Source organism: Stenotrophomonas sp. C3(2023) (assembly GCF_032911385.1).
Classification (GTDB): Bacteria; Pseudomonadota; Gammaproteobacteria; order Xanthomonadales; family Xanthomonadaceae; genus Stenotrophomonas.
Map to the genome: position 1 here is coordinate 766,331 of NZ_JAWJLO010000001.1, position 23,444 is coordinate 789,774.

Annotated in this window: 23 protein-coding genes and 2 tRNA genes; 16 read left to right on the plus strand and 9 right to left on the minus strand. The window is 65.8% G+C overall.

Going from position 1 to position 23,444, the window contains the following annotated elements:
• The first annotated feature begins 63 nt into the window (after positions 1 to 63).
• The 7 genes from mltG (at position 64) to RZA67_RS03290 (ending at position 4,681) form a co-directional block, all read left to right on the plus strand.
• On the plus strand, positions 64 to 1,125 hold the full coding sequence (mltG, locus tag RZA67_RS03260) for an endolytic transglycosylase MltG (protein ID WP_317213791.1): 1,062 nt from the start codon (positions 64 to 66) through the stop codon (positions 1,123 to 1,125).
• A complete protein-coding gene (gene tmk, locus RZA67_RS03265; protein ID WP_317211149.1) occupies positions 1,122 to 1,787 on the plus strand; it encodes a dTMP kinase in 666 nt (221 codons plus the stop codon). The genes mltG and tmk overlap by 4 nt, the downstream gene beginning before the upstream one ends.
• Positions 1,784 to 2,737 (plus strand): DNA polymerase III subunit delta', encoded by a 954-nt coding sequence (locus RZA67_RS03270; RefSeq protein ID WP_317211150.1) that lies wholly within the window; start codon positions 1,784 to 1,786, stop codon positions 2,735 to 2,737. Before tmk ends, RZA67_RS03270 begins: the two co-directional genes overlap by 4 nt.
• Positions 2,734 to 3,087, plus strand: a complete 354-nt coding sequence (locus tag RZA67_RS03275; RefSeq protein ID WP_317211152.1) for a PilZ domain-containing protein — start codon at positions 2,734 to 2,736, stop codon at positions 3,085 to 3,087. The genes RZA67_RS03270 and RZA67_RS03275 overlap by 4 nt, the downstream gene beginning before the upstream one ends.
• A gap of 305 nt (positions 3,088 to 3,392) precedes the next feature.
• Positions 3,393 to 3,467: transfer RNA gene (locus RZA67_RS03280), tRNA-Val, on the plus strand.
• Between the two features lie 192 nt (positions 3,468 to 3,659).
• The gene (locus tag RZA67_RS03285) at positions 3,660 to 3,830 is read left to right on the plus strand and encodes a hypothetical protein (protein WP_317211153.1); all 171 of its coding nucleotides are present in this window, start codon (positions 3,660 to 3,662) and stop codon (positions 3,828 to 3,830) included.
• A 65-nt stretch (positions 3,831 to 3,895) separates the two neighbouring features.
• Positions 3,896 to 4,681, plus strand: a complete 786-nt coding sequence (locus RZA67_RS03290) for a class I SAM-dependent methyltransferase (RefSeq protein WP_317211154.1) — start codon at positions 3,896 to 3,898, stop codon at positions 4,679 to 4,681.
• 56 nt (positions 4,682 to 4,737) lie between these two features.
• Here the strand turns inward: RZA67_RS03290 and RZA67_RS03295 are convergent, their stop codons facing one another.
• The 3 genes from RZA67_RS03295 to RZA67_RS03305 all read right to left on the minus strand — a co-directional run bounded on the left by RZA67_RS03295 (position 4,738) and on the right by RZA67_RS03305 (position 5,851).
• Positions 4,738 to 4,953 carry a hypothetical protein gene (locus RZA67_RS03295; RefSeq protein ID WP_317211156.1) on the minus strand — a complete coding sequence of 72 codons (216 nt, stop codon included), beginning with the start codon at positions 4,951 to 4,953 and terminating at the stop codon, positions 4,738 to 4,740.
• Positions 4,950 to 5,201: a hypothetical protein gene (locus RZA67_RS03300; RefSeq protein ID WP_317211158.1), complete on the minus strand. Its 252-nt coding sequence runs from the start codon at positions 5,199 to 5,201 to the stop codon at positions 4,950 to 4,952. Before RZA67_RS03300 ends, RZA67_RS03295 begins: the two co-directional genes overlap by 4 nt.
• A gap of 227 nt (positions 5,202 to 5,428) precedes the next feature.
• Positions 5,429 to 5,851 (minus strand): GFA family protein, encoded by a 423-nt coding sequence (locus RZA67_RS03305; RefSeq protein WP_317211159.1) that lies wholly within the window; start codon positions 5,849 to 5,851, stop codon positions 5,429 to 5,431.
• A gap of 172 nt (positions 5,852 to 6,023) precedes the next feature.
• Here RZA67_RS03305 and RZA67_RS03310 point away from each other — a divergent pair, with 172 nt between their 5' ends.
• Positions 6,024 to 7,001 carry a DUF4105 domain-containing protein gene (locus RZA67_RS03310; protein WP_317211161.1) on the plus strand — a complete coding sequence of 326 codons (978 nt, stop codon included), beginning with the start codon at positions 6,024 to 6,026 and terminating at the stop codon, positions 6,999 to 7,001.
• Positions 6,998 to 8,992: an alpha/beta hydrolase gene (locus tag RZA67_RS03315; RefSeq protein ID WP_317211162.1), complete on the plus strand. Its 1,995-nt coding sequence runs from the start codon at positions 6,998 to 7,000 to the stop codon at positions 8,990 to 8,992. The genes RZA67_RS03310 and RZA67_RS03315 overlap by 4 nt, the downstream gene beginning before the upstream one ends.
• A gap of 215 nt (positions 8,993 to 9,207) precedes the next feature.
• Here the strand turns inward: RZA67_RS03315 and RZA67_RS03320 are convergent, their stop codons facing one another.
• Complete coding sequence (locus tag RZA67_RS03320; protein WP_317211163.1) at positions 9,208 to 10,578, minus strand: MFS transporter; 1,371 nt, start codon at positions 10,576 to 10,578, stop codon at positions 9,208 to 9,210.
• Positions 10,579 to 10,643: 65 nt separating this feature from the next.
• Here RZA67_RS03320 and soxR point away from each other — a divergent pair, with 65 nt between their 5' ends.
• The gene (soxR, locus tag RZA67_RS03325) at positions 10,644 to 11,099 is read left to right on the plus strand and encodes a redox-sensitive transcriptional activator SoxR (RefSeq protein ID WP_317211165.1); all 456 of its coding nucleotides are present in this window, start codon (positions 10,644 to 10,646) and stop codon (positions 11,097 to 11,099) included.
• A 148-nt stretch (positions 11,100 to 11,247) separates the two neighbouring features.
• Here soxR and RZA67_RS03330 read toward each other — a convergent pair whose 3' ends face one another.
• The 4 genes from RZA67_RS03330 to thiS form a co-directional block, all read right to left on the minus strand.
• Positions 11,248 to 13,095 carry an SLC13 family permease gene (locus RZA67_RS03330; protein ID WP_317211166.1) on the minus strand — a complete coding sequence of 616 codons (1,848 nt, stop codon included), beginning with the start codon at positions 13,093 to 13,095 and terminating at the stop codon, positions 11,248 to 11,250.
• 53 nt (positions 13,096 to 13,148) lie between these two features.
• The gene (trmB, locus tag RZA67_RS03335) at positions 13,149 to 13,883 is read right to left on the minus strand and encodes a tRNA (guanosine(46)-N7)-methyltransferase TrmB (RefSeq protein WP_317211167.1); all 735 of its coding nucleotides are present in this window, start codon (positions 13,881 to 13,883) and stop codon (positions 13,149 to 13,151) included.
• Entirely contained in the window at positions 13,883 to 14,692 is an 810-nt protein-coding gene (locus tag RZA67_RS03340) for a thiazole synthase (RefSeq protein ID WP_317211168.1), read from the minus strand. The genes trmB and RZA67_RS03340 overlap by 1 nt, the downstream gene beginning before the upstream one ends.
• A 100-nt stretch (positions 14,693 to 14,792) precedes the next feature.
• The gene (gene thiS, locus RZA67_RS03345) at positions 14,793 to 14,993 is read right to left on the minus strand and encodes a sulfur carrier protein ThiS (protein WP_317213792.1); all 201 of its coding nucleotides are present in this window, start codon (positions 14,991 to 14,993) and stop codon (positions 14,793 to 14,795) included.
• Between the two features lie 153 nt (positions 14,994 to 15,146).
• On the opposite strand from thiS, the gene RZA67_RS03350 reads away from it, so the two are divergent.
• The 6 genes from RZA67_RS03350 (at position 15,147) to RZA67_RS03375 (ending at position 22,578) form a co-directional block, all read left to right on the plus strand.
• Entirely contained in the window at positions 15,147 to 16,964 is a 1,818-nt protein-coding gene (locus RZA67_RS03350) for an autotransporter domain-containing protein (RefSeq protein ID WP_317211169.1), read from the plus strand.
• A gap of 148 nt (positions 16,965 to 17,112) precedes the next feature.
• Positions 17,113 to 17,186 (plus strand) — tRNA-Gly (locus RZA67_RS03355).
• 820 nt (positions 17,187 to 18,006) lie between these two features.
• Positions 18,007 to 18,654: a DUF1629 domain-containing protein gene (locus RZA67_RS03360; RefSeq protein ID WP_317213793.1), complete on the plus strand. Its 648-nt coding sequence runs from the start codon at positions 18,007 to 18,009 to the stop codon at positions 18,652 to 18,654.
• 36 nt (positions 18,655 to 18,690) lie between these two features.
• Entirely contained in the window at positions 18,691 to 19,290 is a 600-nt protein-coding gene (locus RZA67_RS03365) for an AHH domain-containing protein (protein WP_317211171.1), read from the plus strand.
• A 75-nt stretch (positions 19,291 to 19,365) separates the two neighbouring features.
• Positions 19,366 to 21,888 carry a hypothetical protein gene (locus tag RZA67_RS03370; RefSeq protein ID WP_317211172.1) on the plus strand — a complete coding sequence of 841 codons (2,523 nt, stop codon included), beginning with the start codon at positions 19,366 to 19,368 and terminating at the stop codon, positions 21,886 to 21,888.
• 39 nt (positions 21,889 to 21,927) lie between these two features.
• The gene (locus RZA67_RS03375) at positions 21,928 to 22,578 is read left to right on the plus strand and encodes a hypothetical protein (protein WP_317211173.1); all 651 of its coding nucleotides are present in this window, start codon (positions 21,928 to 21,930) and stop codon (positions 22,576 to 22,578) included.
• Positions 22,579 to 22,905: 327 nt separating this feature from the next.
• Here the strand turns inward: RZA67_RS03375 and RZA67_RS03380 are convergent, their stop codons facing one another.
• Entirely contained in the window at positions 22,906 to 23,388 is a 483-nt protein-coding gene (locus RZA67_RS03380) for a hypothetical protein (protein WP_317211175.1), read from the minus strand.
• Between the last annotated feature and the right edge of the window lie 56 nt (positions 23,389 to 23,444).

The window sequence follows — 23,444 nt, forward strand, 5'->3', positions numbered from 1 at the left end:
GCCATGACCGGCATCACTGCACACGGTATCCTGCACGTCCTGTCCGATCTTCCGGGGTACTCCATGGCGTGGGCCAAGCGCGGCTGTCTGCTGGTCATCACCGTGCTGGTTCTGCTGGGCGCCATCGCCATGGGCACCGGCGCGTTCCTGTACTACAAGCAGCGTCAGTTCGCCGATGCGCCACTCACGCCCAGCGCCGAGCGCATGGTCATCGCCCCCGGTGATGGCTTCAACACCGTGCTGCGCAAACTGCGCCAGGCCGGCATCAACGAAGGGCAGGACGCGCAGTGGCAGCTGCTGGCGCGCCAGCTCGACGCGGCCGGCAAGCTCAAGGTCGGCGAGTACGCGCTCGATGCCACGCTGAGCCCGCGCGAACTGCTCACCCGCATGCGCCAGGGGCGGGTGGTGCAGCATCGGCTGACCATCATCGAAGGCTGGAACATCCGGCAGCTTCGCGCCGCGCTCAAGCGTGCCGATCCGCTGGTGCACACCACCGACGACCTCGACGATGCCGCGCTGATGGAGCGTCTGGGTTTTGGTGGCCAGCATCCGGAAGGCCGGTTCCTGCCGGAGACCTATGTCTACCAGCGCGGGGACACCGACCTGGATGTGCTCAAACGTGCCCACGCCGCGATGGAAAAGGCGCTGGCTGAAGCGTGGGATGCGCGCGCCGATGACCTGCCCATCAGTACCCCATACGAGTTGCTGATCCTGGCCTCGATCATCGAGAAGGAAACCGCGCTTGCCAGCGAACGGCCGCAGATATCCGGCGTGTTTGCCCGCCGCCTGAAGATCGGCATGCGGCTGCAGACCGACCCGACGGTGATCTATGGCCTCGGCGCGGCCTACGACGGCAACATCCGCAAGCGCGACCTGACCACCGATACGCCGTACAACACGTATACGCGCAGCGGCCTGACCCCGACCCCGATCGCGATGCCCAGCCAGGATGCACTGATGGCCGCCGCGCAGCCGGCTGACGGCGACGCGCTGTACTTCGTTGCGGTCGGCGACGGCAGCGGCGCCCATGCTTTCTCGGCCACCTATGCAGAGCACAATGCCGCCGTAGCGCGTTACCTGCAGCAGCTGCGCCAACAACGTACCCAGGAGACCCCGGCGCAATGACTTCCGCGCTGCCGCGTCACCCGCGCTTTGTCAGCCTTGAAGGCGGCGAGGGCGCGGGCAAGACGACCGCCATCAACGCCATCCAGACCTGCCTGCAGCGCCACGGCCATGAGGTGCTGCTGACCCGTGAGCCGGGCGGTACGCCGCTGGCCGAGCGCATCCGCGCACTGGTCCTTACGCCCGATGCCGAGATCGCCGCCGAGCCGCTCAGTGCCGAGGCTGAGCTGCTGCTCGTGTTCGCGGCCCGCGCCCAGCACGTGCGTCAGGTGATCCTGCCAGCGCTGCAGCGCGGTGCCTATGTCATCAGCGACCGGTTCACCGATTCCAGCTACGCCTACCAGGGCGGCGGCCGTGGCCTGGACGTGACATGGATCGCCGAGCTTGAGCGCCGCGCCGTGGGTCTGCTGCCCGGCCTTACCCTGCTGCTGGATGTGGACATCGCCGTGGGTCGTGCGCGTGCCAGCGGGCGCGATGCCGGTCCGGACCGCATCGAGGCCGAGCGGGACGATTTCTTCGGCCGTGTACGTGCCGCCTTCCAGCAGCGCGCTGCGGCCGACCCGCAGCGGTTCGCGCTGATCGACGCGGGCCAGCCCCAGCCGCAGGTGGCCGCCGACGTGGTGGCATGCGTTGAGCGCTGGCTGGCACAAGGAGCGGTGGCATGAACGGCTTCGCACCCTGGCAGCAGCGTGCCTATGATCAGACCCTGGCCGCGCTCGACGCAGGTCGGCTCGGCCACGGCATGCTCATCTGCGGCCCTGCCGGGCTCGGCAAGCGCGAGGTGGCCATTGCGCTGGCCACCCACGTCCTGTCCGGCGGCACGCCAGCCCAGGCCGAGCGCACCCGCCAGCTGCTGGCGGCAGGCACCCACCCGGACCTGCAGCTCATTTCCTTCATTCCCAACAAGAGCGGCGACAAGCTGCGCACCGAGATCGTCATCGAACAGGTGCGCGAGATCAGCGAGAAGCTGGCGCTGACGCCGCAGTACGGCATCGCCCAGGTGGTCATCGTGGACCCGGCGGATGCGATCAACCGCTCGGCCTGCAATGCGCTGCTCAAAACGCTGGAGGAGCCGCAGCCCGGCCGTTACCTGTGGCTGATCAGCAGTGATCCGGCCCGTCTGCCGCAGACCATCCGCAGCCGCTGCCAGAAGCTGGAGTTCAAGCTGCCGCCCGCCGCCGAAGCGCTGGCCTGGCTGCAGCAGCAGGGGCACAGCGACGCTGACGCGCGCGAAGCGCTGGATGCCGCGCGCGGCCATCCGGGCCTGGCTGATCAATGGCTGCGCGAGGACGGCCTGGACCTGCGCCGGCAGGTTGGACGTGATCTGGAGCAGCTGGCCGTCGGGCGCAGCACCGCCGTGGAACTGGCGCAGAAGTGGTGTGGCGATGAAGACGCCGCGCTGCGTCTGCGCTTTGCCGCCGATCTTGCGCTGGCGCAGGCCAGCAGCGCTGGCTTGACCGACCCGGAGAGATTGAACAAGCTGGCCGCGTGGTTCGACGCGGCCAACCGCACGCGCGACTTGTTGCGCACCACGGTGCGCGGCGATCTGGCCGTGGTCGAACTGCTGATGGCCTGGAACAAGGTCAACGAACGGCAACCCAGGGGAAACCGATGAGTGCCACCAACGCCCGCCAGGGCATCCTCTCGCTGGCTGTCAAAGACAAGGCCGCGCTCTACACCGCGTACATGCCGTTCGTGAAGAACGGCGGGGTATTCGTACCGACGCCCAAGCGGTATTTCCTCGGCGACGAGGTGTTCCTGCTGCTGACCCTGCCCGAGTCCAGCGAGCGACTGCCGGTTGCCGGCAAGGTGATCTGGGTGACGCCGGCGGGCGCGCAGGGCAACCGTCCGGCCGGCATCGGCGTGCAGCTGGCCGACGGTCAGGAAGGGGAGGGCGTGCGCCACCGCATCGAAACCCTGCTGGCCGGCATGAGCGGCTCGGAAAAGCCAACCAGCACCCTGTAAGTAACGTCCCCGGTAGGTGACGATCGTTGGTCGTCACGCCGTTGCTTGCACGCGCGCTGCACCTCCCAACAGCACGGCTGCGCCGCTGAAGGGTGACCCGCAGCGTCCCCGTGACATTGCCCCCCGGTAGGTGACGACCGTTGGTCGTCACGCTCCTGCTCGGGCGCGCGCCGCAGCTCCCAACGGCACGGCTGCGCCGCTGAAGCGTGACGACCAACGGTCGTCACCTACCCACGCCGAAGCCGGCCGTGAAAAAGTGTTGACGGCATCGGAAAAGCCCCTATAATGAGCGGCTCAGCAGCACCGGGCGGTTAGCTCAGCGGTAGAGCATTGCCTTCACACGGCAAGGGTCACAAGTTCGAACCTTGTACCGCCCACCACGCTGCAGAACATGAAAACCTCCGGAAACGGGGGTTTTTTGTTGCGCGTATTCCTGCGGGTGGCAGGGTGCCGCGCACAGGCCGCTTGAAGTGTGGCGGCGGGATGTCACCGGTGCGTCATCGGCTGCTCACCCCGCTGTGCTGCCCGCCGTGGAAAATGAATCGTCCCGTAGCCCCACACGGAGACACTCCATGCGCCTGCTTGATCGTCTGTTCCCCGCGCGCCCTGTGACCGCCGAGCCGGTCGATGCCGTCCCGTCCGCACTTTCCCGCCGCCTGCCGCGCAAGCGTCCATCACGCGTTGGCCGCGGTGGCATCGCGCCATGGCAGAAGGTAGGTTTCAGCAAGCCTCGTCCCCATTGACCCCCTGCGCCAGCGGCTGCTGCCGTTGGCGCGACCAGCTCTTGCTGCGACGGCCGCTGCCCACCATGCTGTGGTTCGTGTCGCTCTCGAGCTGGACAATGAAGGCCGCCGCCTCAGTCAACCGTTCTCCGGCCGCGTTTGCCGACCATCTGCAACCACGTGCGGTCGGGTATCAACCGGTCCGGCGGCTTGAGCTGCGCGAACTGCTCGCCTTGGCCGACCCGCTGGAGGGCCGCGAGGTGCTGAGCCTGGCTTGCGCTACCGGGTGGTACGGTCGACAACTGCTTGCGCAGGGCGCGCGGCGCGTCGTGGGAGTCGATGCCTGTGTGCCGATGGTGGAGGAAGGTCGGCGCCTGTCCGCACAGTGCGGCGATCGCATGAGCTTTCAGTGCATGGAGCCGATGGACCTGCCGAGCACGGCTCGCTTCGATACGGTGTTCGCCGGCTGGTGGTTGTGTCGGGCGCGCAGCGAGCGCGAGCTTGGCACCCTGTACCGTAAGGCGGCACAGCTGCTCCGCACCGGCGGGCAGTTTCTGGCGGTCTGCAACAACCCCGACTACGCGCTGGCGCTCGGCGACAACAGTCGATACGGCGTGCGCGTGCTGTCGCAGCGCGACGTGGGCGAGTGTCCGGAGCTCGTCGTGACATTTGACCTGGACGGTACCGAGCGGGTGTGCGACCGGCAATGGTCGGCCGCCCAGCATGCGCGCGCCGCAGAGGCGGCCGGCCTGGGCGACCTGCAGCTGCGCTTGCCGCTTCCACAGGCCGAAGACCTCAAGCGCGGGGGATTGGAGTTCTGGCAGGCCCAGTTGCACAACCCGTTGTCGATGGTGCTTTCGGCGCGGCGTTGAAGCAGCCGGCTCAAGCGCCCCGGCGCCGCACGGCCGGGGCGCAGGCGGATTGGCCGCTACTGCACAGCCACCTCGCGTGACAGCCGCATGCTCCATGGGCACCAGTGGTAGCCCGGCAGCAGGGCGCCGCCGACCAGCTCGATGTTGTCCTCAATCTCGACCGGGTCTGCATCGCAGACCTCGATGCTGGCGAAGCTGAGCTTGACGCTCTCGGGCAGGACGTGGAAGTTCCAGTCGGGGTTGTAACTTGTGCGGCCGCGCTTGACCGTCATGTCGAACTGCCGGCCTGCAGGGCCTGGCCCGTGCCCAGCTCGGCGCGAAGCGTCGCCACCACCGCCGGATCGCTCACACCGAAAACAAACTCCTGCGCGTGCTGACGCGGCGCACTCATCACCCCGGCAAAGTACGCGATGGGTTCCTTGGCCGGCGCGGCCACTGCGGTATGGGAAATGCCCATGTTCGAGGCCAGCGCCAGCGTGAGCGCGAGCCCGGTACGGATCGCTGTTATACGTAAACTCATGTCCTGTGGAACGGAATGAGCAAGGCCTTCGGCCTCACCCGCAGCGGAGCGTGAAGCAGGCTGGCGTCCGTCTCGAGAACAGGCGTCGCACTATGGAAAAAGCTAAAACCACCCACCTCAACCAATAGGCTGCGTAAAAGGTCGGTGGGGGAAGACCGAGAAGCGGATCAAGCTTTTCTGAAACCTCCGTCGGCCCGCGCTGGCTGTTGCCGACATGTCGGCTGTCTTCACGGGGATTGGACCGCAGGCGCGACCCTGTCCGCAGGATGGTTCACCCCATCGCTGACCGGCACCGGGCCGAGCGCGAACGGGTCGATGCCTTCCAGGCAACCTACGTTGTAGCCGAACTGCTCAGGATTCGAGCGGCGCCGGTGATGGGTATAGATGCCGCATACGCTGCAGAAATAATGCTCGGCCACGTGCGTGTTGAACTGGTACAGACGCAGCGCGTCCGCGCCGCGGACGATCTGCAGCCCGGCCAAGGGCACGCTGGCCGCCATGGCGCCGCGCCGGCGGCATATCGAGCAGTCGCAGCAGCGCGGGTCGACGATGCCGTCGGGCAGGTGCAGGCGCAGTTCCACCGCGCCGCAATGGCAGGTGGCGTGGTGCCATTCATTGACCGGTACACCGGCAACCGAGGTGATGCCCATCGCAGGTTCCGTCGTGGCGCCACCAAGACGGTGGCCGGGCCATGTTCCCCAGCCGGGCGGGTCCGGCGCAAGCCCATTCCGCCGTGACAGCGGTTGTGGCTAACTACGCATCCACGCAGTACACGACAGGACGCCGGTGAACGCCGCAGCACGTTGGAGTTTGGGGATCATCATGGTGCCGGCCGCCCTGTGGGGCGCCGGGCTGCTGGCCTATCGACTGCCGGTGACGGGCGTGTTGGCGGGAGCGTGTGCGCTGCTCTGGCTGCTGCTGGCCCTGTGGATGGCAGCACGGGTCATCCGTGGCCGGGCCGGCTGGCACATTGCGGGCGCGTGGCTTGTCAGCGTGCTCGTCGCCGTGGCGTGGTGGACCAGCATGACCCCGCAGCAGGACCGGGTGTGGGCGGACGATGTGGCCCAGCGGCTGCACGTGACCGCCTTCGACGGGCGCCATGTGGTACTGGACAACGTACGCGACTTCACTTGGCGCAGCGAACAGGACTACGACGCGCGCTGGGTCCGCCGCGAGTACGACCTGGCGCAGCTGCGCTCGGCCGACCTGGTGCTCTCCTACTGGATGGGGCCGGCCATCGCCCATACGTTGGTCTCGTTCGGCTTTGATGACGGCCGGCATCTGGTGTTCTCGGTGGAGATCCGCAAGGAACGCAACGAGAGTTTCTCGGCGCTGGGCGGGTTCTTCCGCCAGTTCGAGATGACCCTGGTGGCTGCGGAGGAGACCGACATCATCCGCACGCGTACCAATGCGCGCGGCGAGGATGTCTACCTGTACCGCATCGAAGGCCTGGACCGCAGCCAGCTGCGCGCACTGTTTGCCGGCTACCTGCAGCAGGCCCGCGAACTGGATGCCGAACCGGCGTTCTACAACACACTCACCAGCAACTGCACCACCATCGTGTTCGACCTGGCCCGACAGATCGAACCCGGACTTCCGATGGATTACCGTCTGCTGGCCTCCGGTTATCTGGCCGGCTACGCCTATGACCAGCATGCGCTGGTGCCGGGCGTGGACCTGGCCACGCTCAAGGCCAAGGGCCGCATTACCGAACGCGCCCTGCAGCCGCAGGCCCAACAGGATTACTCAGGATGGATTCGACGCGGCATTCCCGGTATGGAGCAGGAGCGCGCGCGATGAGCGGCACTTCCACGACGCGCTGGGTGCAGCAATTGCGTCTGCTGCTCGCCGCTACCCTGCTGCTGCTCGGCAGCGGCTGTGCCATGGTGACCATGAAGGAGGTCGTCTCGACCGACTACATGGTGTCCAAGCGCGGCGACATCCTCACCGCCTCCGAGCTGAGCAGCAATTCACAGGAAACACTCAGCGTCGTCGGTCTGGACGAAGACCAGTGCGCCAAGGACGTGGTGGCCTGCCGTCAGACCGTGCTCGATACCGATGGCATCAGTATCGAGCAGCGCCTGTCCACCTTGTCGGAACTGTGGGTGCAGACCGCCCTGCAGCTGAGCCCCAAAGCCAGGCACGCGCGCACCGAGCCGATGAGTGACGCCGCCGTCGACGCCTGGCTTGAAGCCGCGCGTTACGCGTATGCCTATCTGTTCTTCAGCGGCCGCTCGCCGCGCGAGCGCGCCTTCGAGGACCGTCAGACCCAGGTGCGCGATTACTACAACTATGCCGCCGAGCAGACAGCCTCGGTGGTGTTCAAACGCGCGCGCACCTCGGCCCTGGAAGGCGAGGACTACAACGTGGCGGTGGCAGGCGAGCGCTGGACGCTGACCTCCGACTACGATCGACTGAGCATGCCCAGCATTCCCACCCAGCTGATTGCCGCCGGTTCAGTGAGTTTTGCGGGCCTGCGCAGCAGCTATCGGCGCGATGGTTTCGGCGCCGAACTGGTCGTGGTGATGGACCCGCCAAAGCTGGCGCGCCCCCTGCCCGGTGCCGATGCCGCGCAGGCGACGCAGGGCGGGGCCGTGCCCTTGCCGGGCGACGACGGCGTGCCCGAGTTCAGCGAGATGTCCTCGATCAACGCCACTGCGCTGCTGCGCTTCAAGGGCGATTCGCTCGAGCAGGTGCTTGCCACCACCCAGGTGCTGCTGGACGTGTACTCGCCCGAGGCGACCGACCACGTCGAAGTGCACGGCGAACGCGTGCCGCTGGCCGGCAACTTCACCGCCGCCTATGGACTGTGGCTGGCGCAGAGCGGTTTTGCCACGCAGTCGCTGCGCACCTTGTTCGGCCTGAGCGAGGGCATCGCTGCGCCGCACATCTACCTCATGCAGCCCTACGATCCGAACCGGCGCATCATCTTCATGCTGCACGGGCTGGGCAGCAGCCCGGAGGCCTGGGTCAACGTGGCCAACGAGATCATGGGCGAGCAGGAGCTGCGCCGCGAATACCAGGTGTGGCAGGTCTACTACCCGACCAACGCGCCCATCGCACTCAACCGTTACGAGATTTCCAAGGCCTTCAATGACACGCTCAGGCACTTTGATCCCAGTGGCCAGGCGCGCGCTTCGAAGGACATGGTGTTCATCGGCCACAGCATGGGCGGTGTGCTTGCACGCCTGCTGCTCAGCTCGTCCGGGGAGGTGTTGTGGGACGACCTGCTGGCCAACTACGAGCTCAAGGGTGAGCGGCTCAAGCGGGTGCAGGCCAAGCTTGGCCCACTGCTGCATTTCGATGCACAGCCGAACGTGGAGCGCGCCATCTTCATCGCTGCCCCGCACCGCGGTACCGACATCGCCGGTAACCGGGTGGGGCGGTTGATCGGCCGGCTGGTAAGGCTGCCGCTGACCATCCTCGGTGCATTCGAGGATGTCTTCCAGACCCTGCAGCAGGTGGAGCCCAAGCACGGTGCGCAGCCCCTGCGCATTCCCAACAGCATCGACAACCTCAAGGCCAGCGACCCGTTCGTCGAAGCCGCCGCGCAGCTGCCACTGCGTCCCGGGCTGAAGTACCACTCGATCATCGCGCACCGCAAACCGCAGGTGCCGCTGCAGCAGTCAGACGATGGACTGGTGCCGTACTGGAGTGCGCATCTGGACGGGGCTCTCTCGGAAAAGGTGATTGTCTCCGGTCACAGCGTGCAGGAGACCCCGCAGGCCGTACTGGAAATCCGCCGTATCCTGCGCGAAGACGTGGACGAAGTCGGCGCGCGCCCCCATTGACCGGGCCACACGCCCGATGGACGACGAGCGCAGACCCGGTAGGTGACGACCGTTGGTCGTCACGCTTCCCGGCGCCGCAGAATCCATGGCAGGAGCGTGACGACCAACGGTCGTCACCTACCAAAAGCGGACGGCAGGCGCAGCGCTCAGCCCCGGTAGGTGACGACCGTTGGTCGTCACGCTTCCCGGCCGCCGCCGCACGCCTGCGTGGCCAATCATCCCGTAGCGCGGCGCGCCACCACCGTGGTCAACAGCGCCAGCACCAGCGTCACGGCAAAACACAGCAGATACCCCAGCGTCTCCCGCCCACCGACAAACATCGCGAACATCGAACCGGACAATGCCAGCGTACCGGCTACCGCTGCCGCTTCGCTCAATTGCAGTGCCGAGCTGTTGGCGCCCTGCTCATGCGGCTCGGACAGCGACAACGTCAGGACTGAGAGACTGGGGTAGATCAATCCCATGCCCAGCCCCGTCAGTGTCCAGCCGATCAGCGCCAGTGCCAGCAGCACGCTCTGCTGCAGCGCCAGCGAGGTCAGCAGGATGCCGACGCACATCATCCACGCGCCCGCCTGGAGCAGTTGCCGCCGTGTCCACCCGCGCTGCTGATGCCCTTGCAGCCACGAACCGCTGAACCAGCCCAGCGCGCCGAGGCTCAGCGCCGCGCCGGCCCACACCGGAGAAAGGTCGCGCTCGCGCTGCAGCAGCAGCGGCAGGAATGCCTCGCAGCCAAAGAAGGCGGACGCGGCGATGCCGCGCAGCGCGATGACACTCGGCAAGCCGCGCTTGAGCATCAGCGTGCCCGCCGGCAGCAGCCGTCGGCTGCACAGCACCAGCACGGCCAGCGCGGGCAGCATGACCGCGACCGCCCGTGCTCCCTGCTGCTGGCCACCCAGATACAGCAGCAGTGCCGCCGCGGCGGTGCCAAGCGCCCAGCGAACAACCGGGCGGGTGGCCGCTGGCGCCTTGGACGGCACCAGGTTGCGCAGCGCAGGGGCGACCAGCACGGCGGCAGGAACGGCCAGCAACGGCACCGCAAGAAACACCCAGCGCCAGCCCAGGTGCTGCACGATCCAGCCGCTCAAGCCCGGTCCCACCAGCGACGGTACCACCCAGCCAGCCGAAAACGCGGCGAACACCTTCGGCTGCAATGCCGTCGGATAGGTGCGCGCGACCAGCACATACAGCGACACCGCGATGGCCCCGATGCCCAGACCCTGCAGCAGTCGCCCGGCGATGAGCACGCCCATGCGCAGCGCCAGCCCCGCCACCACCAGCCCAAGCAGGAAGCAGCCCAGCCCGAGCCACAGCGGACGCGCCGGACCGCGCTGATCGCACAGCCGGCCCGCCAGCGTCATGCCAATCACGCTGGTGGCCAATGCGCCGCCGAAGGCAAGCCCATACAGGCGCAACCCATCCAGTGCCTGGGCTACCGTCGGCATCGCGGCGGCCACGGCCAGCGCCTCGAACGCAATGAGGGCGACCAGTGCGACCATGCCGATGGTAGTGCCGCGATAGGGGCGCGCCAGAATCGACGCAGCACGGGTGTCGGTAGCTGGAAATGGAGCGGTCACGTCGTTGCTCATGGATGTCTTGCAAAGCAGAGGCAGGGTGGGCAGCATTCCACCTCAACCAAGGTTGAGGTCAAGCGATGCTGGCACAGGAACTCAGTGTAGGCGAGGTGGCCAGGCGCAGTGGCGTGGCCATCTCCGCGCTGCACTTCTACGAGCGTAAAGGGCTGATCCACAGTCTGCGCACCGCAGGCAATCAGCGGCGTTATGCGCGCGATGTACTGCGCCGGCTGGCAGTGATCCGCGTGGCGCAACGCGTCGGCATGCCGCTGGAGGCCGTCGCCCAAGCGCTCGCAGCGCTGCCTGAGGGACGCACACCGACCAAGGCCGACTGGGCGCGCATGTCAGCACGCTGGCGCGCCGAGCTGGATGAGCGCATCGCGCTGCTGCAGGGCATGCGCGACCAGCTGACCGACTGCATCGGCTGCGGCTGTCTGTCGCTCAAGCGTTGCTGGTTGGCCAATCCGGGTGATCAGCTGGCCGAACACGGGGAGGGTGCGCAGCGGGCCGGCCTCACGGTTACGAAAGGCGCATGAGTGAAAGCGACGCGCGTGGTGACCCGGTTTGCTTCGCGCGCTGTAGGCGCTGCAGCGCGGAGAATCGTAAGTTGCGCTGTGGTCGAAGCGGCCACCGCGTGACGACCAACGGTCGTCACCTGCCGAGGCACCAGCTGATGACGGTCGCTCAGAACATCAGGTTGATCATCGCGACCACGACGATGGTGTATATCAGCGAGAGCGGGCCGCCGACGCGCCAGAGTTCGCGTGGGGTGTAGTTGGCCGGGCCGGTGATCATCGAGATGACCGGGTTGGAGGCGGTCATCAGGTTGTTCGAGGCCGACAGGGCCACGATCAAGGCGAAGGCGGTGGGGTTGCCGCCTGCAGCCAAGGCCAGGCTCACGGCGATGGGCACCATGACGATGGTCGCGCCGACATGGCTGATGACCAGCGAGAAGCCGGTGGTGAGGAAAGCCAGAGCCAGTTCCAGCACCCACAGCGGAATGCCGGTAGGCAGCTTGTCGATCGTGTGGCCGGCCACCCAGGCGGCGGCGCCGCTGGAGTCCATCGCCCAGCCCAGCGGAATCAGCCCGGCCATCATGAAGACGGTCTTCCAGTTGATCGAGGCGTAGGCTTCGTCCATGCGCAGCACGCCGGTCAGCAGCATGCCCGCTACGCCGGTCATCAGGGTCAGCGCGACCGGCAGCTTGGAGGTCAGTGCGATCAGGATGGTCAGCGCGAAGATGGCCATGGCGATCTTGAACTTGTGCGGCCGCTGTTCGCCCTTGGGGTAGTCGGTGACGATGACAAAGTCGCGACCCTTGGCAGCCTGCGCCAGGTCGGTCCAGATGCTGTGGAAGACCAGCATGTCACCGGCGCGCAGCTGCACGTCGCGCACATCTTCGCGGATCACCTGCTTGTCGCGGTTGATCGCCAGCAGGCTCAGGCCGCGCTCCTTGCGCAGGCGCAGGTCACCGGCGGTTTTGCCGATGACGTTGGAGGTCGGCGGTACCACTGCTTCGGAAATACCCGCGCGGCTGGGGTTGAACAGGTCACCCAGATGCTTCAGCCGCGAGGACATGCGAAGGAACTGGTTCTGCGCGAAATCCAGCACCTGCTGGCGCCCGCCCATCACCCCCAGCACGCTGCCCACCCAGATGCGCATTTCCGCCGGGGGGGCCAACCGCGTGTCATTGCCGGTCTTCAGTGCCAGCAGCAGCGGTGCATCATGCAGGTTTTCGGCCTCGCCCAGCGTCATGCCCACCAGCGGACTTTCGGCGGTGACGTGCAGCTCGAAGACGTCGCCTTCAATGCCGTAGGTCTTGCTGAAATAGCTTTCGGTACGCGCCGGGGTAACGCCGTCGTTGGCCAGCGTCTCTTCTTCGATCAGCTTGCGGTCGCCGTAGTAGCGGAAGTACAGCATGCTGGCAACCAGCAGGGCCAGGCCGATCGGCAGCGGGGCGAACATGCCCAGCGGTTCGATGGTGGCAAGGCCCGAGGGCAGGTTGTTGTTGGCCGAGGCGAGCAGATCGTTGAGCAGGATCAGCGGTGAATTGCCGACCATGGTCAGCGCGCCGCCCATCACGATGGCCGAGCAGATCGGCAGCAGCAGACGCTGCAGGCTCAGGCCGGTGCGCGCGACCAGCCGCGAAGCAACCGGCAGGTACAGCGCCATTACCGAAGGGTTCTGCATGAACGATGAGTTCAAGCCGGCAATGGCCGTGGTCATCAGCATCAGCCGTTGCTCGACGCCATGGCCGCGGCGCAGCAGCCAGCCGGCCAGGCGGTTGAGCGCACCGGTACGGTCCAGCCCGGCACCGAGAATGGTGGTGGCGATGATGCTCATCACCGCGTTACCGGAAAAGCCGGCGAAGATCTCTTCGGGGGCGATCAGGCCGGTGACGCCCAGCACCACCAGCACCACCAGCGCGACCACGTCGGCGCGGATGCGGTCGAACAGGAACATCGCCATCGTGAAGCCGACCAGCCCAAGAACGAGCTTCATGTCGGTGGTCAGCGTCAGCGCGGTTTCCATCTTCGGCGCGGTCCCTTGTGGTCCGGTGCGGCTCTCAGGCGAGAGGAGTCAACTCAGGTGCGGTCGTACAACAGGTCCCACACACCGTGGCCGAGTTTCTGGCCGCGGGTCTCGAAGTGGGTCTGCGGGCGCCAGTCCGGGCGGGGCACCTGGCCGCGCGGGCCGGCGCGGTTGGTCAGCCCTGCGGTGGCGTCGAGCACCTCCCACATCTGCTCGGCATAGTCTTCCCAGTCGGTGGCGCAGTGCAGGCGGCCACCGGGGCGCAGCTTGCGCACCAGCAGGGCGGCAAACGCCGGCTGCACCAGGCGACGCTTGTTGTGCCGCTTCTTGTGCCACGGGTCGGGGAAGTAGATACGTACTTCGTCCAGCGCGCCATCGGCGATCTCGTTTTCCAGCACTTCCACGGCGTCGTGGTGGTACAGGCGCACGTGATCGGCGTTGTCCTCGGCCAGTGCATTGAGCAGGCGGCCCACGCCGGGGGCGTGCACCTCGATGCCGATGTAGTCGCGCGACGGGTCGTGCTGCGCGGCAAAGCGCAGCGCGGCGCCGTTGCCGAAGCCGATCTCCAGCACTTTGGGTGCCGGGCGGCCAAAGGTGGCGTCCAGGTCGCGCAGCTGCCCGGTGTAATCCAGGCCAAAGCGCGGCCAGCGCTCATCGAAGGCGCGCTGCTGGGCGGGGGTGAAGCGGCCCTGGCGCAGCACGAAGCTGCGGACCTCACGGCGGCCTTCATTGACAGTGAACGGCTTGGGCGGGGCCTTGGAGCCGGTGCTTGAGAACGGGTCAGTCATCAGCCGATCATCCCATCAACCGGAGAAGAAGCGCTGGCGTAGCGCTTGCGGGGAATGCGGCCAGCCAGGAACGCTTCACGTCCGGCTTCCACGGCTTTGCGCATGGCGCTGGCCATCAGCACCGGGTTGCGGGCCCCCGCGATGGCAGTGTTCATCAGTACACCGTCGCAGCCCAGCTCCATGGCAATGGCCGCATCGGAGGCAGTGCCCACGCCCGCATCGACGATGATCGGCACCTTGGCCTCTTCGATGATCTGCAGCAGGTTGTACTTGTTCTGTACGCCCAGCCCCGAGCCGATCGGCGCGGCCAGCGGCATCACCGCGACGCAGCCGATTTCTTCCAGCCGCTTGGCCAGAATCGGATCGTCGGAGGTGTAGACCATCACCTCAAAGCCATCCTTGACCAGCTGCTCGGCGGCCTTGAGCGTCTGCACCACGTCCGGATAGAGCGTTTTCTGGTCGCCCAGCACTTCCAGCTTGGTCAGGCTGTGCCCGTCGAGCAGTTCACGCGCCAGCCGGCAGGTGCGCACTGCGTCTTCAGCGGTGTAGCAGCCGGCCGTGTTGGGCAGGATGGTGTAGCGCTCCGGCGGCAGCACGTCGAGCAGGCCGGGTTCGCCGGCGGTCTGGCCAGCGCCCTGGTTGAAGAAGGGCGTGCGGCGGATGGCTACGGTGACAATCTCGGCGCCGGCGGCTTCTGTGGCCAGGCGGGTTTCGTCCAGATCCTTGAACTTGCCGGTGCCGGTGAGCAGGCGTGATCGATAGGTCTTGCCGGCAATCACCAGCGTGTCGGGGGAAGCGTGTGCAGTCATGGCGCGATTATCGCCTATCCGGGCCTGCGCTGCCCGGCCAATCCGCGCCGGCGCGGCGGCCCGTGCGGGTGCACGCGCTCATCGTCCTGCGCGGTGCCGCTCAACCGCCGCCCAGGGCATGCACGATCTCCACCACATCGCCTTCTGCCAGCAGGTGGCTGGCATGCAGGCTGCGGGTGATGATGTCCCCGTTTACCTCAACCGCAACGCGGCGTTCAAGCAGGTGTTCGGCCTGCAGCAGGTCGAGCAGGGTGGCCGCGGCGGGCAGGGTACGGGGCTGGCCGTTGAGCTGGATGTTCATGGCCGCATTGTCGCCGATGACGCGGGGACGTGTTGCGGTGACAATGGCGCCGCTCGTCATGCGGCGGCGCAGCGTGAGCGCAGGCGCCGCTGGTGAAACCATTGCACCATGCGCCGGGGTATGTCCCGGCGGTTCATCCCCAAGGAGTTGCACATGCTGTTCAGTAAACGTCCTGCCCGCACGCTGATCGCCGCCGCGATCGCCCTGGTTGCGGCGCCAGCGATGGCCGCCGAGTCGCCTTTCTCGCGTACCGTGTTCTTCGGCGACAGCCTCACCGACAGCGGGTACTTCCGTCCGTTGATCACGCCCGCATCGGCACGTCCGGTCACCGGCAAGTTCACCACCAACCCCAGCATGGTGTGGGCCGAGCATGTGGCCGACTATTACGGCCTGAACGCCGCGCCGAACGGCAATGGCCAGATCGGTGACAACCATGCCGCCGGCGGCGCCACCGTGGCCACCGACGTGGTGGGCGCCCTCGGCCCGACGCCGTCGCTGAAGACCCAGGCCACCCGCTACCTGGCCGCCAACGGCGGCAAGGCCGACGGCCGCGCGCTGTACACCGTGTGGGGTGGTGCCAATGATCTGCTGGCCATCGGCACACCGGCACAGGCGCCGGCCGTGATCGGTGCGGCGGTGACCAACCAGATCGGCATCGTCAGCACGCTCAAGAGTGCTGGTGCCAACTACGTGATGGTGCCCAACCTGCCCGACATCGGCCTGACCCCGCTGGCGCGCTCGCAGGGTGCGGTTGGCATGGCAACCTACACCGGCGTTGCCAAGGCTTACAACGATGCGCTGTATGGCGGCCTGAAGCAGGCCAACATCGAGTTCATTCCGCTCGACACCTTCGGTCTGCTGCAGGAAATCGTCGCCAATCCGGGCGCCTACGGCTTCACCAATGCCACCGCGCCGGCCTGCACCGTGGCCAGCTCGATCGCCTGCAACCCGACCAGCCTGGTCAGCCCGAACGCCAACTACACCTACGTGTTCGCCGACGGCATTCATCCCTCCGGCGCGACCCACGCGATGCTGGGCCAGTACGCCGTGTCGGTGCTGGAAGCGCCGCGCAACCAGCAGATTCTCACCCACTCGGCACAGACCGTGGGCCGTGCGCGCGCTGATCAGGTGAGCATGCACCTGGGCGGCCGCCCGGCCGATGGCATGTCCTGGTGGGGTGGCGTGCGTGGTGACATCCAGCGCTACGACCACGCTGACCTGTACGACGGCCTGGCCCCGGCCGGGCTGTTCGGCATGGACTGGTCGCGCGACGGCATGGTGTTGGGTGGCTTCGCCGGTTACGGCCGCATGGACGCCGACTTCGGCAACAACAAGGGTGATTTCACCCAGTCCGACACCTCGCTGGGTCTGTTTGCCGGCTGGTACGGCGAGCGCGCCTGGGTCAACGGCCAGGTCAGCTACAGCTGGCTGTCCTATGACATCACCCGCAAGGTCCAGCTCGGCCCGGCCACCCACGTGCACCAGGGTTCGCCGGACGGCAGCAACCTGACCGCCGCACTCAACGCCGGTTACGAGTTCGGCACCGAAGGCAGCTTCCGCCACGGCCCGGTGGCCGCGGTGATCTGGCAGAAGGTCAAGATGGACGGCTACGTCGAGAGCAACCCGAGCGCCACTGCACTGGGTTACCACGCGCAGGACGTGGACTCCACCGTGGGTCGTGTGGGCTGGCAGGCGCGTCTGGACGGCGGCACCCTCAAGCCGTACGTGCAGGTGACCTACGACCACGAGTTCGAGGATCGTCAGGACGCCAGCGCCTGGCTGCAGAGCGTGCCGGTTGCCGGCACCTACCATGTGCCGGGCCTGCGCTTTGACAGGAACTACGCCACCGCCACCCTGGGTGCGCGCATGGAGATGTTCGGCCTGCAGAGCAATCTCGGCCTGACCACCACCACCGCCCAGAAGCGCGCCAAGGACATGACGCTGTTCGCCAGCTTCAGCGGCAGCTTCTAAGTCCGTAGCCGTACCTGGCGAGCCGACCGCACCGGTCGGCTCGCCACATCGGTCATGCATCAGCCGTCGTACGCCGACGGCGCACGCTGACGGCGCACGCCACCATTGCGTCCGCCCCCCGTTGCCGCATAGACTCTGCACCTGCAACGCGGGCGTAGCTCAATGGTAGAGCTGTAGCTTCCCAAGCTACTGACGTGGGTTCGATTCCCATCGCCCGCTCCAGATCCCAGCAGGGCTCTCTCCGGAGCCACCGCCGCTCCGCGTAGGCCCCGCACTAGCGGCAGCGCCGATCTTTCGCTTCTGGTAGGTGACGACCGTTGGTCGTCACGCTCCTGCGTTGGGTTCTGTGGCGGCTTTGCCGCGTGACGACCAACGGTCGTCACCTACCGAGCGGGGCGCCGCGCTTGCGCCCGGGCTGACGGGCCTGACCTCGGCGGATTCATGGCAAGCAATGCGGCTGCGGTGGTGACCACCCGCATGGCGTCGGCGTTTATGAAGCAGGGCAACGTGACCCCTGCGCATGGCACAAGAATGCTCGGGCGAGGCCAGTGACGAGCCCTCCCTGAGGAGGCTGTAGCCCAGTGGTTTGCGAACGGATATGGCTACGGCGCCGAGTCTGCGTCGCATCCGGCGCCATGTGGCGATCTCTCAGCGCCAGCACTGCAAAGAGACGTTCCGGCTTTGGAACCGAGGCGCACAGACGTCTGATGAGTACCATAAGCGACATATCGCGGCCAAAGCCTTGTGTAGTGGAGCAGAGCGTCGGGACATCGCCGGAACTACGATAGACGCAAAGACTCATTTGCCTGGCTCACTTGTGGGCGGTTCTATCGATAGAAATGGAGCGCACTGTATACGGCTTAGTGAATGTGTTTGACTAAGTTGGCCAATGCCGCAGTTCAAGAATATTGCGGAAACTGGCAGCAAAATAGCGTGTCGACGGCGGTCTTGTGGTTGCTGCTGGATTAAGGGAATTTCTAGTATGACGGCCGAAATTGCCGCGGCCAGAGCTGCTTGGTTACCCGGAGAATAAATGAAAAAAATGATGCCACCCCCGGCCGCAACAATCGGCCAGCCCAAGCCTGGGGAGTTCTATATCCTTGAGGCGGGAACAATCAACGGCCCTGCAAACGGGGTCGTCTTTGAGAACGTGAAGGACTTGCTGTCACCCCCGCATCTGATCCTGAAGCCTGAAGGTGGCGGTTTTCCTCCGTTGCGCGAAATTCCGCGTTTGGTCTACAACCGCACTAAGGGACCGCCGCCTAAAGACCTGGAACCTGGCTTCAGTGGCTATTGGCTGGTCTCCGAGCGGCTTCACCAAGTCATGGTTTCGGTCGATCCGCGCGCGTTCGCCTTCGCCGAGGTCGATTACCGGTTGGCTGATGGCTCGAAGGGACCACGCCACTTGCTCTGTGACGTGGTTCAAGAGATTGATGCACTGAACGAAGAGGCCTCCAAGCTCCTGATCGATACAACCGAAGACTTCGTCAATGGCAAGTTCTACGATCTGACCGGTGGCGCCAGCGTCACATTCGACCGCGAGCGCCTTGGTTCGGCGCATGTCTTCAAGACGCCTTACACCATCGAAGTCTTCTGCGATAGAGTATTCAAAGACGCAGTCGCGGCGGCAGGCATCGAGACCAATACCGATGCCGACGGCCTATGGTTCATCGATGCATCGGACGCCTAATGGCTCCGTAGACGTGCCAAGAAAAGAGTCTGGTCTATGCCCGGCAGCAGGCCTATCTTTCAAGATCATCACGCCATTGAGCAACAGACGCTTGACAGAAGTCAGTTGCTCAAAGCTCTTTCTGATACAGGGCATTTCGATATACATGCCCCTGAGAACCGTATCTTTCTACCAGCTGATCGAACATTTGCGCAGATATTAGGTGTCACGCCCCATAGCGGCGGCCCTATCGCTGACTATCAACTCGGGTTGCAAAGGCGATTGAGGCGTTTGGAGCTGTCCCCGGATGGAACCGCTGCTATAGCTGGCGACTCAGATGCTCTTGCTCGCATTAGCGGGCGCGTAGAGGCTCTTCGTGACACGCTGCGCGTAGGCCTCGTCAATGGGGATTTATACACCAATGCACCGCTTGGCCTTCGCGCCGATGACATCCGTCCTGTTGTCCAGAATTTCTTTCACAACGAAGCCATGTATGCGCAGATTCATGCGTCGCAGCTGCAGGAGCTGAAGGGCTTCTCGGTCGTGGAAAACGGCTGGGCGGCAGTGACGCATACCGAAGGGCGTGTGGTCAGCACGCTACAGCACATCCAAAGCGTCCCCAACCCTTTGACCCGTGGTGGCGCGGTCGAACTCTAACGGCATGGGCTGTCCCAGGCCGTCTCAAACGCTTACCACAATGGCCGCTTGACCATGTCGCCAGGTGGCGTGGCTGTGGTCGAAAACATTTTGGGAGAAGAAGCTGCCAGGACTCTCCGCGTCCCTCGCGGCCAGCGTGGCGAAGTCACGCTGCAGCTGCTGATGGGCGAGGCCTCCGTGCGTGGTCTCACCCGGACCGGCGGTCTCCTGGCGACCGGCCTCGATGCGGTGATGACGGCCCGAGCGGCGTCGGCGTTGATGGAGCAGGGCAACATGGCCGCTGCGCAGTCGGAGGTCGATCATGCGGTTGCCCGCAACATCGGCGGCTGGTTGGGCGGTGCATCCACCGCTGCCGTGCTTGGCAGCAGCAGCGGCTTTGTGCCCGCAGCACTGATCGTCGGCGATGCGGTAGTGATGAGCAAGGCCTTCGATAAGGGCGTGGACCTCAAGGAAAACCGCGCTGTCTTCGACCAGACCGATCGTGCCGGCGTGCACTGGCGCTTTGACGGCCGCAACTGGCAGCGCCAGGCTAAGCTTCAGGAAGGGCAGGGCAGGGCAGTCGAGCAGGAGGTGGCGGCCAGCTATGCCAAGTCGCTGGAACTGGGTGCGATGGCCAATGCCAAGGCCGCCGAGTTCGCGCTGGGCAAAGCGCCCTTGCCGCAGAACCCGTTCAACCTCCCGGCCCAGCCCGGTGACCGGGTTGGGCTGGATAACCAGAATTGGCATCGCAATCCCGTGACGCGGACATGGGAGCGGCAGGTCAAGACGGGTATGCACGGTGCCAATGACCGGGGCCTTTACGCGTCGCAGCTTGCGGACGCCGAACAGACCCGTCGGCTCAACCAGCAGGCCCTCGCTCGCATCGAAGAAAATATCGCCAACGGGCGCGAGGCCGTCGCCCAGGCGTTCCTGGAATACCACGCGGTCCAGCGCGGGCACGATTACGGGCTGCACGTTCCTGCCGCCGTGGACAATGCCCGCGCCCGCCACAACCGTGTGCAAGGCCATGACGGCCAGACCTACCAGCGCAGCGAGACCGGGCAGTGGCTCGGCAAAGACGGCGTGGCCACCGGCAATCTGGCGCTGGAGTTGGAGCTGACCCATAAGATGCGCCAGCCGTCGCTTCAGCGTGCTCAGGCTACCTTGGCGACCATCAGCTCCCGTCCCGCGCCTACGGCCGAGCAGATGGAGCACAACGAGCTCGTGCACCGCTACCGCATCGTTGGCATCGATATCAACGCGCAGGCGCACAACCTGGAAGCGGTAAAGCTGGCCACCCAGCGCACGCGGGACGCCGAGGGCCTGAGCGGTCCGACGATGCAGCGGCTGAAGCCAAACGAGCAGGGACGTTACGGCTACGACAGCCAGATCATCCATTACCAGCTGGGCCGGGATGGTGTCGCCCACCAGGTCGCGGTGACCACGCCGGAGGCGGTGCGTCAGGCAAGGGCTGAGTTGAGCCAACAGTCTATGCTGTACGTGCCGACATTGACGACGGTCACGGCGATCTCCGACCAACAGCGCGGGACCGCATCCGCTCAGGAGCGCGCCACGCTGGAGCGTATGCCCGAGGAGTGCCAGCAGAAGCAGCACGACCAACAGGTGCCGCGCGAGCTGGATGGCCCTGAAGCGTATCAGGCGCGGTATCTGGCCTGGCAGTCGGACACGGCGGACCAGCAGGGGCTGCGGCCTCGTCAGGACACTGAGGTGCAGGACGTCTCAACATCGGCTGTGGCATACGTGCCTTGGCGCGGGACGCCGCAGACGCCCAGCGCCGAGCGTTTTCCGGCGGACTCAGAGCTGGTGCTGAAACATCGGGATGCCGTCATTACAAACCTGCAGATCGACTTCGCGCGCGGCGTCGCGGAAAACGATGCGCGCACAGGCTCAGCTGAGGTCAGGCCAGCGACGGTTCATGAGGCTGCGAACGTCGAGCCGTGCGGCGAGCAGCTGGTAGCCGACACCCTGCATTCGCTGCGGCGGCTGCAGCGGGAGATCGAGTTGGCAGATCAGCAGGACCTGTGTTTCCACCAGAGCTGGAAGGAGCGAAGCGGGGACAGAGCACCGGAAACCATGGTGCACCTTGGCTCTCATGACGAGGATGTTGCCCGCATCGACCCGGTCTCCACACACGTGCAAAGCCACGTTCTACTCCCTGCAACAACCGCACATGCAGTAGTCGCCCCATCGCAGGTGCGACCGGGCGAGGTATTGCCGGAAGACCCTGTCCCGGCAGATGTGTGGGCGCCGCGCAAGCGCAGCTCCACCACCGGTGACCCGCACGTGGACGAGGTCCTCTACGCCTTGGACAGCAGGAACGAATGGGCGATAGAGCAGGCCCTGACCCGCGTGGCGAACAGCCCTGCAACGCATGCACTGTTACAGAGAGGCAATGACTTCCTCGAACTGCAGGCCCGGCAGGAAGCGCTCGAGCAGGCGGTCCTGTGTCAGACATTGGCAATGGAGGCACCACCACAGACGCAGAGCAGCCGTGGGCCCGTGATGGTGATGACGCTGCCGGGGTTTGTTCCCGGTCCGCAAGGAGCCGGTGGTGGGAATGGAGAGGGTGGTGCGGGGGAGGGAGGGGACGGTGGCTGATCAGAACGTCGCTGTGCGGAATCAGATACTGGAGGATTAATGAAGACGCAAGATGCTGCCGTCACGGCAGACATGGTCACGGCCTTGAATCACTCGAACGCCTCGTTGCACGAGGCCATCCGGGTCATGACAACGTTGATGTCGTCGATGCAGCAGCGCGAGCAACGGCTGCGCGACCTGATCGCTGAGCAGCTCCACCTGCTGCAGAACGTGGCCGGCAGCGCGGATGCGAGGGTCAACCGGGTCGTGGAGAATGCACTGCCACGGCTGACACAGCTGACCAATCAGGCGTTGACGCAGACGCTGGAGCCGGCCGCGCAGCGCTTCAACAAGGAGATAGGGCGCGCGGACCAGACGCTGCAGCAGGCCACCCAGCGCTACGCGCAGGCGCAGCATGGGCTTGAAACGCGGGCGACGCGGCGCATGTGGATCGCTTCGGCGACGATGCTCGTCGCCGGCATTCTGGGTCTGGGAGCCGTGGCTTTTTCGCTTGGCATCATCAACGAAAAGCGCGAAGAGCTGGCGCAGCTTCGCACATCGATAGATTACTGGCAGCGCGTCACGCACGCCGATCTGGCCCCTTGCGGAGAGGGGCGACTCTGCGCGACGTTCGAGAAGAACGGAGCGCGTTACGGCAGTCAGAAGCAGTACCGCGCAGTAAACCTGCGCGGTGAGTCCGGTTCGCAATGAGGGTAGGTGACGACCGTTGGTCGTCACGCTCCTGCTCCGGGTTCTGCGGTGGCCTGGAAGCGTGACGACCAGCGGTCGTCACCTACCGAGGCGGGGTGCTGGGCTTCTGGTAGGTGACGACCGTCGGTCGTCACGCTCCTGCTCTGGCTTCCGCGGTGGCCCGGAAGCGTGACGACCAACGGTCGTCACCTACCGGAGCGGGGTGCTGGGCTTCTGGTAGGTGACGACCGTTGGTCGTCACGCTCTTGCTCCGGGTTCTGCGGCGAACTGGAAGCGTGACGACCAGCGGTCGTCACCTACCGGAGCAGGGAGCCGCCTGAGGTTACCTCAGCCGAGTGACCACTTGCCCTTCTCAGCCGGCTTTTCCTTGTAGATGCCGCCGCTGAAATCCACGTGCAGTTCCATCCACGGGCCCGCGTCGCGGCACGCCAGCACTTCGATGTGCTTGGGATGATGCTTCAGCATGCCATCGGTCTGCCACCCGGCTTTTTTCACCGCGCGCAGCACCCGCGCGGTCTCGGCTTCGCGGCCTTCGCCACCGTGATGCCGCGGGCCGTGTGCGTGGTGCGGCTTGGCGCGCGCCACCGCCACCGGTTGGCCGCCCTTCTGCGCGATGCTCAGTACCTTGATTTCCGAGGGGCGGCGCTCGCCTTCCAGCTCGACCTCAAGGCCGGGTGAGAGGGCAAATGCTTCGGCGCCTTTAGGTCCAAGGTCGGCCAGATACGGCTGTCCTTCGGCCTGAAGCGTGAAGCGGTGCGCGAAGACATGTTCGATGACGCCGGTCAACGCGATCTTTTCATGGTGCGGCACGTATTTCTCCTGAGAGCGCCCATGCGTGGGCGCAGTACTCAGGTGGGCCTGCGCTC

Bases quoted from the DNA above. Each gene is read 5' to 3' on its own strand.
- mltG (WP_317213791.1), top strand. From the start codon at position 64: ATGGCGTGGGCCAAGCGCGGCTGTCTGCTGGTCATCACCGTGCTGGTT.
- tmk (WP_317211149.1), top strand. From the start codon at position 1,122: ATGACTTCCGCGCTGCCGCGTCACCCGCGCTTTGTCAGCCTTGAAGGC.
- RZA67_RS03270 (WP_317211150.1), top strand. From the start codon at position 1,784: ATGAACGGCTTCGCACCCTGGCAGCAGCGTGCCTATGATCAGACCCTG.
- RZA67_RS03275 (WP_317211152.1), top strand. From the start codon at position 2,734: ATGAGTGCCACCAACGCCCGCCAGGGCATCCTCTCGCTGGCTGTCAAA.
- RZA67_RS03285 (WP_317211153.1), top strand. From the start codon at position 3,660: ATGCGCCTGCTTGATCGTCTGTTCCCCGCGCGCCCTGTGACCGCCGAG.
- RZA67_RS03290 (WP_317211154.1), top strand. From the start codon at position 3,896: ATGCTGTGGTTCGTGTCGCTCTCGAGCTGGACAATGAAGGCCGCCGCC.
- RZA67_RS03295 (WP_317211156.1), bottom strand. From the start codon at position 4,953: ATGACGGTCAAGCGCGGCCGCACAAGTTACAACCCCGACTGGAACTTC.
- RZA67_RS03300 (WP_317211158.1), bottom strand. From the start codon at position 5,201: ATGAGTTTACGTATAACAGCGATCCGTACCGGGCTCGCGCTCACGCTG.
- RZA67_RS03305 (WP_317211159.1), bottom strand. From the start codon at position 5,851: ATGGGCATCACCTCGGTTGCCGGTGTACCGGTCAATGAATGGCACCAC.
- RZA67_RS03310 (WP_317211161.1), top strand. From the start codon at position 6,024: ATGGTGCCGGCCGCCCTGTGGGGCGCCGGGCTGCTGGCCTATCGACTG.
- RZA67_RS03315 (WP_317211162.1), top strand. From the start codon at position 6,998: ATGAGCGGCACTTCCACGACGCGCTGGGTGCAGCAATTGCGTCTGCTG.
- RZA67_RS03320 (WP_317211163.1), bottom strand. From the start codon at position 10,578: ATGAGCAACGACGTGACCGCTCCATTTCCAGCTACCGACACCCGTGCT.
- soxR (WP_317211165.1), top strand. From the start codon at position 10,644: ATGCTGGCACAGGAACTCAGTGTAGGCGAGGTGGCCAGGCGCAGTGGC.
- RZA67_RS03330 (WP_317211166.1), bottom strand. From the start codon at position 13,095: ATGGAAACCGCGCTGACGCTGACCACCGACATGAAGCTCGTTCTTGGG.
- trmB (WP_317211167.1), bottom strand. From the start codon at position 13,883: ATGACTGACCCGTTCTCAAGCACCGGCTCCAAGGCCCCGCCCAAGCCG.
- RZA67_RS03340 (WP_317211168.1), bottom strand. From the start codon at position 14,692: ATGACTGCACACGCTTCCCCCGACACGCTGGTGATTGCCGGCAAGACC.
- thiS (WP_317213792.1), bottom strand. From the start codon at position 14,993: ATGAACATCCAGCTCAACGGCCAGCCCCGTACCCTGCCCGCCGCGGCC.
- RZA67_RS03350 (WP_317211169.1), top strand. From the start codon at position 15,147: ATGCTGTTCAGTAAACGTCCTGCCCGCACGCTGATCGCCGCCGCGATC.
- RZA67_RS03360 (WP_317213793.1), top strand. From the start codon at position 18,007: ATGATGCCACCCCCGGCCGCAACAATCGGCCAGCCCAAGCCTGGGGAG.
- RZA67_RS03365 (WP_317211171.1), top strand. From the start codon at position 18,691: ATGCCCGGCAGCAGGCCTATCTTTCAAGATCATCACGCCATTGAGCAA.
- RZA67_RS03375 (WP_317211173.1), top strand. From the start codon at position 21,928: ATGAAGACGCAAGATGCTGCCGTCACGGCAGACATGGTCACGGCCTTG.